The organism is uncultured Clostridium sp., assembly GCF_910588715.1.
Classification (GTDB): domain Bacteria; phylum Bacillota; class Clostridia; order Clostridiales; family Clostridiaceae; genus Clostridium.
The window spans coordinates 1-13,364 of the sequence record NZ_CAJURG010000015.1 but is presented as its reverse complement, the minus strand read 5'-3'; the positions used below and the strand labels follow the sequence as shown (position 1 = coordinate 13,364).

The following is a 13,364-nucleotide window of genomic DNA, read 5'->3' as shown; positions in this document are numbered from 1 at the left end:
TATTTTATATAGAAGTAAGTTTATTTATTTGAAGAATCAATTGACTTTAAAAAAGTTTTTTCTAAAGCTAATAAATCTTTTTTTCTTTTTTTTATTTCTTTTACAGGAATACCAGCGTAAACAGTCCAAGGGTTACAATCTTTTAAAACTAAGCAACAAGCACCAATAGCAGCACCTTCTTTTATTGTGATATTTGGCATTATTACAGTTGAAGCACCTATTATTACGTGGCGTTCTAGTACAACTTTTCCACCATGAACATTACGATATTCCATAGGGAGTGTTGGATTAGTAAAGCTTAGTCCAGAATAATCATCAGATTGAGCATATATTGTACCTTTAGATGATATAGCAGAAAAATCTTGCATTTCTATTCCTTCATTTCCTGCAAATAATGAGCAAAATGCAGCAATATGAACATAATTGCCAATTGTTATATTTCCGCTTAATATACAAAAGTCATCTATTCTTGTGTTATCACCAATAGAAATATTTTCGACACCATAAATGCTTGTTTTTTTACTTAACAAAACATTATTGCCTATATGCTTAAAACCAATTTTAGAAAGTTCATCTGTTGAATAAAAGCTACTCATTTATTTATATACCTCCATTTTATAGATGGGATTATTCAATATATAATATGAAAAAAAATAATTTGTGTTAATAAACTAATTAAAATTTAACCTTTTATTATATTCATGATAGAAGGCATTAAACTTTGAATTTATATTATTTTAAAGAGTGCTGTTAATTAGTATCAATAAAAAAATAAATACATATTATGAAGAGGGAAAGAAATGAGTTTTAAGGAGGAGATTTATATATGCTTCCAATTGTTAGTTTTGTATGTTGGAATAGAGCAGGATTGACAGCTAGAAATTTAAAAGAATTATTAAAAAGTACTGATGATTTTGAGTTATATATTGTTGATAGTAATTCAGAAGATGATACTTGGGAATTTCTTAAAACATTAAAGGACGACAGAATTAAAGAAATTAAAAGATTGCACTTTAATTATGGACCTCCATATGCAATAAATTATATAATGTCTAAAAGAAAAAGGGGACAATATTTTTTTCATGTAGATAGTGATTCTTGTGTTATAACAAAAGATTGGATTAGTAAGTTTATGGAAGTAATGAATGTATATCCAGAGGTTGGGGCAGCTTGTACTGTTGGAAATGAAATTTTTAATATATGGGCTAGGGATTATCCTTTTAAATATGTTGAAAGAAATAATGTTGGTATTCAAGAAAGTGGAATTTTATTAGCTGGATATTTATTATGTATAAGACCAGAGCTTATGGATAGATTAGGATATTTTAACGAGGAAACCGGAAGGTGCGATAGTGATTATGCTCGTAGAATTAAAGGGTTTACTGATTATAAGATGGCTTTTGTACCTGATATAATAATAGATCAAACACAGGAATTTAAATGTGAGGAATGCAGTATTAATGGAATTTGTACTGTTAAAAATAAAAATACTACTTGTTTTGCAATTAGAAATGCAAAATATCAAAATTGGAAATTTGATAGATTAACACTTGATAGACAAGAAGAGTTTTTCAATGAAATAAAAAATGGAATAAGAAGCGAATATTGTGCTTCTATACATGATGAAGAATCACTTAAAAATCACTATTATAATAAAGTATGGGCTCAAGAAAACTTTAAGTATTATGTAAATAATGCTAATTAAAATAAGTATATTAGTAATATATGATTAAGGAGGATATTGTGAAAGTAAAAGAATTTATAAAAGATGAAAAAATTTTTAAGTCAGAAAATTTAATAGATTCTCCTAAGATAAGTATAATATTACCTACTTATTGTAGAGGAGATAGTGGATTACTTGAAAGAGCTATAAATAGTGTTATAAACCAAACATTTAAAGAGTGGGAACTTATTATAGTTGATGATGGTTCGGTAGATTCTACAAGAAATATAGTAGAAAATTATATGAAAAATGATAATAGGATAGTTTATATAAGAAACGATATTAATTCAGGAATACCAGCAATAAGGGTTAATCAAGGTGTAAAACGTGCAAGAGGAAAATATATAGCTTATCAATTTGATGATGATAGGTGGCATGACTATGCACTAGAGGTTTTATACAATAAAATAATAACTTTAGATGATTTAGCTTTTGTATATGGAAAGTGTAAGGGAATTGACCTTACTAGAAATGGCGAGATTATTTATATAGGAATAGAGTTTAATGAACAATTAATCAATCAATTTAATTTTATTGCAAATAATAGCGTATTGCATTCAAAGGAATTGTTATATTTGTATGGAGGATACGACTGTCATATTGCTATGAGAAGATTGTGTGACTGGGATTTATGGAGAAGACTTTCTAAAAAGGTAAAAATGAATTTTATAGATGAAGAAATAAGTATTGTTGAAGCTGGGAATAAAGATGCAGTTGGAGTTATATATAATCTTAATAGAGATGTTGTAGATGAAAGAGTGTTAATTGATAGATCAGATATTTTAGATTTAAATAATATAGAAGAATATGAACTTGACAATGCAGATATTACACAAAATATTAATATTGCAAATAGATTATTAAATAAAGATATATTATTATGGCATCAAAAAATAAATAAAATATAAATTTAAATTATAAATAACAAAGGAGCTGTATCATATTGAAGTTTTTTTAATTTAATATGAATATAACTCCTTTTCAAGTATAAATTTTTATTCAAATACTTTTAATAAGTTATTTTGATATAAATACTTTAAAAAGATTAGAAACTATAAAACTTGAAATTTTAATTATCTACATTAGAAAATCCAGAAAAAAAGTCAAAATTTTTTTTAGCAGAAATATAATTATAAGGATGATTTTTTCTAGACTCTTCATCGTGAATTGATGCACTATATAAAGGTATATTTCCAAGAGATATATTATTTATATATTCTTCAGTTTGTTTTATGGCTAATGGAATAAATGAAGCATTAGGATATACTTTCCTATAATTTACAGTACAACATTCACTGTCAATTGATTTATCAAAAGGACATGTTGCTTTAGATATACATTCTGAGCAAGAAACTTCGCTTCGATAGTCATTAAAAAAATCCATGGTTATTCCAGTTTTATATTTAGTAAATTGATTTATTCTTCTAGATATTTCAAGGTCTGCACCACAGCTTTCTTCATTAAAGTATCCTAATAATTCTAAAATTTCAGGAGTCATATATAAACAGCTTCCAATTACAAAGTTTGTATATACACAAGTGCTATTATTTAATGTAGTTTTTGGGAAAGAAGTTAAATAATTATTAAAATAATCCTTAGTAACAGCACCTATTAAGCCTAAATCATTAAATATTAAAGCTGTATTTTGAAATTTTTTTATCCAATCTGGGTCTGTAATTAATGTGTCGTTATCTAAATGTATAAAAGGCTGATATTTTTCACGTTTACTTAATGAATAATTTACTGCATATATTCCACCATAATTTTTATCAAAGTGTTTTTTAAATTTAATTCTATCATCCTTAAGAGATTTAATATATTCCCATATACCATCAGTAGAACCGTTATCTACAATTGATAAATCAAAATCATCATTTGTTATATCTAATAATGCCTTTAAATTAGCGGCAACAGCACTATTACGATTAAATGATATAAAGGATATAAGTGGTTTAACCATCATATAACCTCCCTTAAAAATAATTAATTATTATATGATATGAATTAATTATTATAATGGTGTTTTGCATAATAGTTATGGTGATAGCTATTACTAGTATAAATCGTATGTATTAAAAGTATATTAATATAAAAGATATTGGGAGGTTTATTGTTGAGTAATAACGATTTTACAAGTATAAAAAATAATGAAGAAAAAATTTATTATAATAATATTGTTCTTGAGTCAATAAAAAGAAAGGATATAGAATTAATACGTACTTGGAGAAATAATGAAAATAATAATAAAGTATTTTTCAATAATAGTTATATAACTGTGGAAGATCAAAATAAATGGTATGATAAATATAAAAATAATAATAAAGATATAATGTTTATAATTTATAATGAGAATATGCCAGTAGGAACAGTAGCTTTATATGATATTGATTATAAAAATAATACAGCTGAATTTGGTAGGCTTTTAATAGGTGATTTAAATAGTAGGAGAAAAAATATTGGGTTTATTGCAACTAAGGCTTTGTGTGAGTATGGATTTAATAATTTAGGGCTTAATAAAATTATTCTTGAAGTGTATAAAGAAAATATTAAGGCATTTAATCTTTATAAAAGAGTTGGATTTAAATTTGTTAAGGAAATAAATAATGAAATTATTTTAATGGATATTTATAAGGATAAATAAAAAATAATATAGTTTAAAAATAGTCTGTATCATAATTTTTATAAAAAAGTGTGATATAGACTTTATTAAATTAAATATAATTTAATGAAAATAATAGTGAAGAGGGAAAAGGTGAAGGTAAAAGAATTTATTAAAAATGAAGTTATTTATTCATCAGATAATTTAATAAAAAATCCTATAGTAAGTATTATATTGCCTACTTATTGTAGAGGTGATAATGGACTTTTAAAAAGGTCAATCAAATCTATATTAGAACAAGAATTTACTGATTGGGAACTTATCATAGTTGATGATGGTTCTATAGATTCTACAAAAGATATAGTAAAAAGCTTTATGAAACAGGATAATAGAATAGTTTATATAAGAAACGAAATTAATTCAGGTCTTCCAGCAATAAGAGTTAATCAAGGAATATTACATGCTAGGGGGAAGTATATAGCCTATCAATTTGATGATGATTATTTGTATTCAAATATGTTAATGGATTTATATAGAGAAATAAAAAAATTAAATGAAGCTTCGGTTGTTTATGGAAAATGTAAAATTATTAATTCGATTAAAAAAATAGAAAATCAATTTGGGAGAGAGTTTAATAAATCTATTATTGATAAGGCAAATATAATACCGAATAATGCTGTACTTCACAATAAAGAAATTCCATATTTATATGGTGGATATGAGTGTAGTATTCCATTTAGAAGATTAAGTGATTGGGATTTATGGAGAAGGTGGGCAAATTACGTTCCCTTTATTTATGTAGATAAATTTGTTAGTGTAGTTGAAATTGAGCATGAACATTCATTAACGAGAACATGTAATGTTTATAAAAATTTGCTTGAAGAAATGCAAAAGATTAATAGGTGTAATGAACTTAGTTTATATAATATAAATGAATATGAAATTGATAATATTCAAATTATTAATGATAAAGAATTAAGAAAAAATATTATTGATTATGATATTTTACCTTGGTATAAAAATCATAAACTTTAAGTATAAATAAAACAAATTTAAAAAGATAGTAGATATATTTAGTGCTACTAAATATATCTACTATCTTTTTATTTAATATATAAATAATGCACTATCTATTTTTTAAATAAATTAACTCCTCTTTTAGGCTGAGGTACTATATAAATACCTAAACTTAAAGCTTTTATTCCAAGGTTAGATGTGATATCAATTGTCAAATTAGAAGGGTTTTCTGATGTAATAATTGGAGCACCAGTAGAAGTCATCACATCTGAATTACTTCCAACAACTGTTACAATTTGACTACCTACTCCTGTATGATTAGGATTGCTTGTATCTCCAACAAAGGCAAGTAAATTCCAAGGTTTACCGTCTGTATGATGTATTTGAGACTCAGCAATTGGTGTAGTAATATCTGTAGCAGTTTCAACATTTGATATAGCAAAAGCGAAGTTGTATATAGGGTTACCAAAAGAATTAGTAACGCGTATATTAGTTAAAGTTAGTCTAATTGTACTTTGGGTTGGATACATAGTGTGAATTTGAAGAGCTACATTACCAGGTATTTCAGTATAATTTAATGTACCAAATGGTGAGTTTATAGAAGATACTGTTGTTGGATTTAGGGAATAACCATTTCCTAGTAATGTAGTATTTTTAATATCAAAGGTTAATGTTAAGCCATTTTCAAGCGGTACCTTTATATCAGTTAAAGAAGTATCAATGTCAAGATACGTATTCTTCCAATCTATCCAGCCTATTATTTCAGCAAGAGGACCAGAACCATATTTAGCATAAGATACAGGTAAATTTAGCATAATACCCTCCTTTAATTTATTTATCAAATATGTTCTATTTAAGTGAACATAATTATTTTATTAAATTGATTCAATATATTTAATTTAATAATCTATACAATACAATTTATGAAATAAATTAAAAAAAGTGAATGTTTAATTATTATTAGAAGAGTATTATATTATATGATATAAAATATAAATATATAAATTATAAGAGGTGAAAATATGACTAGAGAATTATACAAAAGATTAAATGAAGCTCTAAATAACAATAGAAATGTTTATATGGTAACTATTGTTAGATGCAAGGATGATAACTATGTAGGAAAAAAATTTTTGAAAATTGATGAAGAAATAATAATCGAAGATAAGGAAAATGAAGAGTTTTATAATAGTCTTATAAGCAAAATTAAATTTAATGATTTAAGAAATATAGTAAAAGTTGGGGACAATATTGAAATTATTATAGAAAATATTATATCAAAACCTAATCTTATAATTTGTGGTGGAGGACATATATCTTTTGAATTAGCAAGTATAGCAAAAATGTTAGAGTTTAATATAACTGTTATAGATGATAGAGAAGAATTTGCAAATAGAGAAAGATTTAATTGCGTTGATGATATAATATGTGATAGTTTTGATAATGCATTAGATAATATAAAATTTAATAGAAATTCTTATTTTGTTGTTGTTACACGAGGACATAGGGATGATCAAGAATGTATTGAAAAAATATTAAAAAATGAATTTAGTTATGTAGGAATGATAGGCAGTAAGGCAAAGGTAGCTAGTTGTATAAGTCAATTATTAGAGAAGGGTTATACTAAAGAAGAGATAAATGGAATTAATGCTCCAATTGGTATTAGTATAGGAGCTAAAACTCCAGCTGAAATAGCTGTGAGTATTATGGCACAAATTATTCAAGAGAAAAACAGTACAAATATATCAAATATTGATGACGAGATATTAAAAGAGATAATTTTTAACAAAGATGATAAGGTATTAGTTAGCATTTTAGAAAAAAGAGGGTCATCTCCAAGAGGGGTTGATGCTAAAATGCTCATAAAAAATGACAATAGTTTTATAGGAACTATAGGCGGGGGTATAGTTGAAAATGTTGCCTATAAAAAAGCAATAGAGGTTTTAAAGAGTAAAAAATCATATGTTGAAATTTATGATTTATCTAATTCGAAAGCGGCTAAATTGGGTATGGCTTGTGGAGGAACTATTAAAGTACTATTTGAATATATATCATAAATACGAAAAATAATAAATATTTTAATAAAAATGTTCACAAAATAAAAAATGTATGTTAAAATAATCACATAAATTAAAGCGTACATTAAATATTTTAAAGTGAACATTGTTCGTTAAATATTTATTGTTATGGAGGGACGTATAATGAAAACTGGAAGTATTTATGAATTAGAAGGAAGAGTACCTTTAAAACAAGCTATTCCGTTAGGAATTCAACATGTATTAGCAATGTTTTTGGGAAATGTATCACCATTGATTATAGTATGTGGGCTTTTAAACATTCCTTTAGAAACAAAATCAATATTAATTCAAAATTCAATGTTTGTGGCAGGTGTTGCAACATTAATTCAATTATATCCATTCCTTAAAATAGGAAGCGGGTTACCAGTAGTTATGGGGACAAGTTCTGGGTTTATAGGAACTCAAAATGCTATAGGTGTAACATATGGATATTCAGCAATAATGGGGGCTTCTTTAGTTGGTGCTTTATTAGAAATAGTTTTAGGGTTTTTTATTAAGCCACTAAGAAAATTATTTCCTCCTATAGTAACAAGTTTGGTTGTTATTTCAATAGGACTTTCATTACTTCCAGTAGGGATTAAATATTTTGCAGGTGGATCTGGTGCATCTGACTTTGGTTCACCAAAGCATTTATTAGTAGGAACAGTAGTAATTTTAATAATAATAATATTACAAAATTTCACTAAAGGATTTATAAAAACATCAGCTATTTTAATAGGAATAATAGTTGGATATATATTATCAATAATGATGGGAATGGTTGATTTTACAGCTGTAAAAGAAGCTTCTTGGATAAGCTTACCTAGACCATTTACTATGGGATTTGAATTTAGATTAGATGCAATAATTTCAATGGCAATAATGTATGTTGCAACTACAGTAGAAACAATAGGTGATATTTCTGCAATAGCAATTGGGGGACTTGATAGAGAAGCGACGGATAAAGAGTTATCAGGTGGTGTTGTGGCAGATGGTTTTTCAAGTCTTATAGCAGCTATATTTGGAATAGCTCCAAATACTTCATTTAGTCAAAATGTTGGACTTGTTGCTGTAACTAAAGTTGTAAATAAATTCGTTATTATGACTGGTGCTGTATTCTTAATTTTAGCAGGATTTTTCCCAAAATTAAGTGCAATACTTTCTGTAATGCCACAATCTGTACTTGGTGGTGCAGCAGTTATAATGTTTGCTATGATTTTTGTAAGCGGATTACAATCATTATTTAGAGAAAAATTAGATGGTAGAAATGCTTTAATAGTTGCATTAGCTATAGGAATTGGAGTTGGAATAGGTAATGTTCCAGAAGCTTTAGCACAATTGCCAACTTGGATTAGCAATATATTTGCACAAAACGGTATAATAATGACATTTGTTATAGCAACTATTTTAAACTTAATACTGCCAAAAAATAAAGAAAAGGTCGAAGCAGTAAGTGCATAAAAGTTTTATAAAGAGGGCTACATCAGAAAAAATGATATAGTCCTCTTATATATTTATAGGAGGAGAGAAAAAGTGTTTAGTATAAGAAACTATGTAGTAGCAGAAAGTTTAGAACAAGCTTATGAATTAAATCAAAAAAGAAATAATGTTATATTAGGTGGAATAGGTTGGCTGAAAATGGGTGGAAGAAATATTCAAACTGCCATTGATTTATCAGCTTTAGGATTAGATAAAATTGAAGAAGATAATGAATGTTTTAAAATAGGATGTATGTGTACACTTAGACAATTAGAAACTAATGAATCATTAAATTCATATTTTGATGGAATAATAAAAAAGTCAGTTATTCATATAGTAGGAGTTCAATTTAGAAATTGTGCTACTATTGGGGGGAGTGTTTACTCAAGATTTGGGTTTTCAGACATATTAACAGCACTTTTATCTTTAGATACTTATGTAGAATTATTTAATGGAGGAATTATTCCGCTTTCTGATTATAGAAATATGCCCTATGATAATGATATTTTAGTAAGAATTATAATAAAGAAAGATAATAGAAAAGCCGTATATTTAACTCACAGAAATACTGCTACAGATATTCCTACTTTAGCAGTTGCAGTATCAAGATTAGATAGCAGATGGAATATAGTAATTGGTGCTAGACCACAAAAAGCCATGAATGTAAATTCAGCAGAGCTTTTAAGTGAAGTTCCAACTCAAGATGAAGTTGACAGTGTAGTTGAATATGTTATTAAAAATGTAAAGTTTGATAGCAATATGAGAGGAAGCAAAGAATATAGACAAATATTAGCTAAGGTATTTATAAATAGAGCAATAAGTGAAATTACTGGAGGAAATTATGGAAATTAAATTATGGATAAACGATAAACTTTTTCAAGATGATGTAGATGCAGATATGTTATTAATTGATTATGTAAGAAGCAAAGGATTCTTTAGTGTAAAAAGGGGCTGTGAAACGGCTAATTGTGGTTTATGTACTGTTCATTTAGATGGAAAACCAGTTTTATCATGCAGTACTCTTGTAATGAAAGCAAATGGAAAAAAGGTAACGACTCTTGAAGGTTTAAAGGAAGAAGCAGAAGAGTTTGGAAACTTTATGGCAGACCAAGGAGCAGAGCAATGTGGATTTTGTAGTCCAGGTTTTGTAATGAATGTATTAGCTATGAAAAAGGAGTTAAAAAATCCTACTGAAGATGAAATTAAACATTATTTAGCAGGAAATCTTTGTAGATGTACAGGTTATATGAGTCAATTAAGAGCAATTAAGAATTTCTTAGAAGCTAAAAGGGAGGATTAAAACATGAAGTATGTTAATAAGGGAATAAGAAAAAAAGACGCTATGTCGTTACTTACTGGTAAGCCAGTTTATACAGATGATATAGCACCAAGCAATTGTTTAATAGTTAAAGTGCTTAGAAGCCCTCATGCTCATGCTTTAATAGAAGATATAAATATATCTATTGCAAGTAAAGTTCCAGGAATAGAATGTATATTAACATATAAGGATGTTCCACAAAAGAGATTTACAACAGCAGGACAATCATACCCAGAACCTAGTCCATATGATAGATTAATTTTAGACAAAAGACTTAGATGTGTTGGAGATCCTGTTGCTATAGTTGCTGGAGAAAATGAAAAAGCTGTTAATAAAGCATTAAATTTAATAAAGGTAAAATATGAAGTTTTAGATGCAGTTTTAGATTTTAGAGAATCTTTAGACAATAAAGTTATAGTTCATCCAGAGGAAAACTTTGTTGCGTTAAATGATTGGATTAATGCAGACCAAAATAGAAATATATGTTCAAAGGGGGGCTTTACTCATGGTGATGTTGAAGAAGAATTAAGCAAATGTGCCCATATAATAGAACAAACTTATCATACTAAAGCAAACAGCCAAGCAATGATGGAAACTTTCAGAGCATTTACTGAACTTGATACATATGGAAGATTAAATATAACAAGTGCAACGCAAGTTCCTTTCCATGTAAGACGTATATTAGCTAATGCATTAGATATTCCAAAATCTAAAATAAGAGTAATTAAGCCAAGAATAGGTGGAGGATTTGGAGCAAAACAAAGTGTTGTTGCAGAAATATTCCCAGCTATAGTTACAATGAAAACTGGAAAACCTGCTAAGATGGTTTATACTCGTGAAGAAAGCATGACTAACGGAAGTCCAAGACATGAAATGGAGATTAAAGTAAAATTAGGTGCTGATGAAAATGGTATAATTAAAGCTATAGATATGTATACTTTATCTAATGCTGGAGCATATGGAGATCATGGACCAACTACTGTAGGATTATCAGGACATAAATCAATGCCACTTTATAATGGAGCAAAGGCATACAAGTTTGAATATGATGTTGTTTATTCTAATACTATGGGGGCAGGAGCTTATAGAGGATATGGAGCAACTCAAGGTTTATTTGCTTTAGAATCAGCAGTAAATGAGTTAGCAGATAAGCTTAATATAGACCCTATTAAATTAAGAGAAATGAATATGGTAGCAGAAGGACAAATAATGCCAGCATATTATAATGAACCGGCAAATAGTTGTGCTTTAGATAAGTGTTTAGCAAAAGCTAAGGAAATGATTGATTGGGATAATAAATATCCATGTAGAGATATGGGGAACGGAAAAGTAAGATCAGTTGGTGTAGCTATGGCTATGCAAGGTTCAGGAATATCATCAGTAGATACTGCAGCAGTTGAAATAAAGCTTAATGATGATGGATTCTATACATTAATGATTGGTGCTGCTGATATTGGTACAGGCTGTGATACAATATTAGCACAAATGGCGGCAGACTGCTTAGATTGTGATATAGATAATATTATAGTACATGGTGTTGATACAGATCAAAGTCCATATGATACAGGTTCATATGCATCAAGTACAACATATATAACAGGTGGAGCAGTTATTAAAACTTGTGAAAAAATGAGAAAAAGAATAATTGAAGAAGCTTCAAAAGCATTAAATTGTTCAACTGAAAATTTAGAATTTGATGGTAAAAAAGTTTATTCAATAGTTGATGAAAAAGAAATAACATTAATTGATATTGCTAATAATACTTTAGTTGGTGGTTTTAGAACAATAAGTGAAAGTGAATCACATTATTCAGAGGTTTCACCACCTCCATTTATGGTTGGAATTGTAGAAACTGAAATTGATAAATTAACAGGAAAAGTAGAAATAATTGATTATGTTGCAGTTGTAGACTGTGGAACTGTAATAAATCCTAATTTAGCAAGAATTCAAGCAGAGGGTGGAATAGTTCAAGGTATAGGAATGGCACTTTATGAGGATATTACTTATACTAAAAAAGGGAAGATGAGAAATGATTCATTCCTTCAATATAAGATACCTACAAGACTTGATGTTGGTAATATTAGAGTTTGTTTTGAAGAAAGCTTTGAACAAACAGGACCATTTGGAGCTAAATCTATAGGAGAAATTGTTATAAATACACCATCTCCAGCAATAGCACATGCAGTATATAATGCAACTAAAGTTAATATAAGAGATTTACCTATAACATCAGAAAAAATAGTTATGGGAATGCTTAAAAACTCAAAGTAAAATTAATCATTAACAATCAATAAATATAAATTGGGCTATATCTAAATAAATTTTTATATAATTAAAGGAGTTGTATCTATATTGAGTTAAAAACTTTCAATATGATACAGCTCTATTAATTTTTTATATATTTATTAATTTTTATTTAAAGGAGAATTATTTATGAAAATTAATTTAATACTTTTAGCAGCAGGAAATAGCAAAAGATTTAATGGAAATAAATTATTAGCAATATATAAAAATAAGTCAATGTATATGTATATAGTTGAAAAAGTACTTAATTTAAAAATAAATAAAATAATATGTGTAACTCAATATGAAGAAATAAAAAATTCGTTATTAAATACTAATATTGATGTTGTTATAAATACTAAAAGTGATTTAGGAATTTCTAATTCTATAAAATTAGGAATTAATTTTGATAAAAATGTTGATGGATATATGTTTATGGTATGTGATCAGCCTTTTATATCTGTAAAAACATTAAATTTAGTAATAGATAATTTTGTAAGTGGTGATAAAGGTATAGTTTGTGTTGGATGTGGAAACAATAAAGGTAACCCAGTAATATTTTCAAAAAAATATATCAATGAGTTATTATCATTAGAAGGAGACAACGGAGGAAAGAAAGTAATAAATAATAATTTAAATGATTTAAAAATAGTAAAAATTGATAATGAAATTGAATTAGTTGATATAGACACTCAAGAGAAACTTAGAAGTTTAACTTAAATTTAATTAACTAAATTAAAAATTTAAAAAATAAATAAAAACTTTTAAAAATAGTGTTGACTTTTGTCTAAAAATAATGTATCATATGAAAAGTAGTCAGCAAGACATATGCAAGGCCCCTTGGTCAAGCGGTCAAGACACCACCCTTTCACGGTGGTAACAGGGGTT

Annotated in this window: 13 protein-coding genes; 10 read left to right on the top strand and 3 right to left on the bottom strand. The window is 27.2% G+C overall.

Annotated features, from left to right (window positions below; all coding sequences use genetic code 11):
* Window positions 1–20: 20 nt before the first annotated feature.
* Window positions 21–596: an acyltransferase gene (locus tag QZ321_RS12005; protein ID WP_291747320.1), complete on the bottom strand. Its 576-nt coding sequence runs from the start codon at window positions 594–596 to the stop codon at window positions 21–23.
* Between the two features lie 230 nt (window positions 597–826).
* Between QZ321_RS12005 and QZ321_RS12000 the strand changes: the two genes are divergently transcribed.
* Window positions 827–1,705, top strand: a complete 879-nt coding sequence (locus tag QZ321_RS12000) for a glycosyltransferase family A protein (protein WP_291747318.1) — start codon at window positions 827–829, stop codon at window positions 1,703–1,705.
* A gap of 38 nt (window positions 1,706–1,743) precedes the next feature.
* Window positions 1,744–2,631, top strand: a complete 888-nt coding sequence (locus tag QZ321_RS11995; RefSeq protein ID WP_291747317.1) for a glycosyltransferase — start codon at window positions 1,744–1,746, stop codon at window positions 2,629–2,631.
* A gap of 161 nt (window positions 2,632–2,792) precedes the next feature.
* Here QZ321_RS11995 and QZ321_RS11990 read toward each other — a convergent pair whose 3' ends face one another.
* Window positions 2,793–3,686 carry a glycosyltransferase gene (locus tag QZ321_RS11990; protein WP_291747316.1) on the bottom strand — a complete coding sequence of 298 codons (894 nt, stop codon included), beginning with the start codon at window positions 3,684–3,686 and terminating at the stop codon, window positions 2,793–2,795.
* Between the two features lie 150 nt (window positions 3,687–3,836).
* Here QZ321_RS11990 and QZ321_RS11985 point away from each other — a divergent pair, with 150 nt between their 5' ends.
* The gene (locus QZ321_RS11985; protein WP_291747314.1) at window positions 3,837–4,364 is read left to right on the top strand and encodes a GNAT family N-acetyltransferase; all 528 of its coding nucleotides are present in this window, start codon (window positions 3,837–3,839) and stop codon (window positions 4,362–4,364) included.
* 111 nt (window positions 4,365–4,475) lie between these two features.
* Window positions 4,476–5,357 carry a glycosyltransferase gene (locus QZ321_RS11980; RefSeq protein ID WP_291747312.1) on the top strand — a complete coding sequence of 294 codons (882 nt, stop codon included), beginning with the start codon at window positions 4,476–4,478 and terminating at the stop codon, window positions 5,355–5,357.
* Window positions 5,358–5,452: 95 nt separating this feature from the next.
* On the opposite strand, the gene QZ321_RS11975 is transcribed toward QZ321_RS11980, so the two are convergent.
* Window positions 5,453–6,154, bottom strand: coding sequence for a CshA/CshB family fibrillar adhesin-related protein (locus QZ321_RS11975; protein WP_291747310.1), 702 nt, complete (start codon window positions 6,152–6,154; stop codon window positions 5,453–5,455).
* A 207-nt stretch (window positions 6,155–6,361) separates the two neighbouring features.
* On the opposite strand from QZ321_RS11975, the gene QZ321_RS11970 reads away from it, so the two are divergent.
* The 6 genes from QZ321_RS11970 to QZ321_RS11945 all read left to right on the top strand — a co-directional run bounded on the left by QZ321_RS11970 (window position 6,362) and on the right by QZ321_RS11945 (window position 13,196).
* Entirely contained in the window at window positions 6,362–7,396 is a 1,035-nt protein-coding gene (locus tag QZ321_RS11970; protein ID WP_291747308.1) for an XdhC family protein, read from the top strand.
* A gap of 144 nt (window positions 7,397–7,540) precedes the next feature.
* Complete coding sequence (locus QZ321_RS11965) at window positions 7,541–8,857, top strand: nucleobase:cation symporter-2 family protein (protein ID WP_291743426.1); 1,317 nt, start codon at window positions 7,541–7,543, stop codon at window positions 8,855–8,857.
* A 72-nt stretch (window positions 8,858–8,929) separates the two neighbouring features.
* Window positions 8,930–9,727 carry an FAD binding domain-containing protein gene (locus QZ321_RS11960; RefSeq protein WP_291743429.1) on the top strand — a complete coding sequence of 266 codons (798 nt, stop codon included), beginning with the start codon at window positions 8,930–8,932 and terminating at the stop codon, window positions 9,725–9,727.
* The gene (locus tag QZ321_RS11955; protein ID WP_291747305.1) at window positions 9,717–10,175 is read left to right on the top strand and encodes a (2Fe-2S)-binding protein; all 459 of its coding nucleotides are present in this window, start codon (window positions 9,717–9,719) and stop codon (window positions 10,173–10,175) included. The genes QZ321_RS11960 and QZ321_RS11955 overlap by 11 nt, the downstream gene beginning before the upstream one ends.
* A gap of 3 nt (window positions 10,176–10,178) precedes the next feature.
* Complete coding sequence (locus QZ321_RS11950) at window positions 10,179–12,464, top strand: molybdopterin cofactor-binding domain-containing protein (protein ID WP_291747302.1); 2,286 nt, start codon at window positions 10,179–10,181, stop codon at window positions 12,462–12,464.
* Between the two features lie 162 nt (window positions 12,465–12,626).
* Complete coding sequence (locus tag QZ321_RS11945; RefSeq protein ID WP_291747299.1) at window positions 12,627–13,196, top strand: nucleotidyltransferase family protein; 570 nt, start codon at window positions 12,627–12,629, stop codon at window positions 13,194–13,196.
* Window positions 13,197–13,364 lie beyond the last annotated feature (168 nt).

Excerpts from the sequence above, each read along its gene's own strand:
- QZ321_RS12005 (WP_291747320.1), bottom strand. The coding sequence starts at position 596 with ATGAGTAGCTTTTATTCAACAGATGAACTTTCTAAAATTGGTTTTAAG.
- QZ321_RS12000 (WP_291747318.1), top strand. The coding sequence starts at position 827 with ATGCTTCCAATTGTTAGTTTTGTATGTTGGAATAGAGCAGGATTGACA.
- QZ321_RS11990 (WP_291747316.1), bottom strand. The coding sequence starts at position 3,686 with ATGATGGTTAAACCACTTATATCCTTTATATCATTTAATCGTAATAGT.
- QZ321_RS11975 (WP_291747310.1), bottom strand. The coding sequence starts at position 6,154 with ATGCTAAATTTACCTGTATCTTATGCTAAATATGGTTCTGGTCCTCTT.
- QZ321_RS11970 (WP_291747308.1), top strand. The coding sequence starts at position 6,362 with ATGACTAGAGAATTATACAAAAGATTAAATGAAGCTCTAAATAACAAT.
- QZ321_RS11965 (WP_291743426.1), top strand. The coding sequence starts at position 7,541 with ATGAAAACTGGAAGTATTTATGAATTAGAAGGAAGAGTACCTTTAAAA.
- QZ321_RS11955 (WP_291747305.1), top strand. The coding sequence starts at position 9,717 with ATGGAAATTAAATTATGGATAAACGATAAACTTTTTCAAGATGATGTA.
- QZ321_RS11950 (WP_291747302.1), top strand. The coding sequence starts at position 10,179 with ATGAAGTATGTTAATAAGGGAATAAGAAAAAAAGACGCTATGTCGTTA.
- QZ321_RS11945 (WP_291747299.1), top strand. The coding sequence starts at position 12,627 with ATGAAAATTAATTTAATACTTTTAGCAGCAGGAAATAGCAAAAGATTT.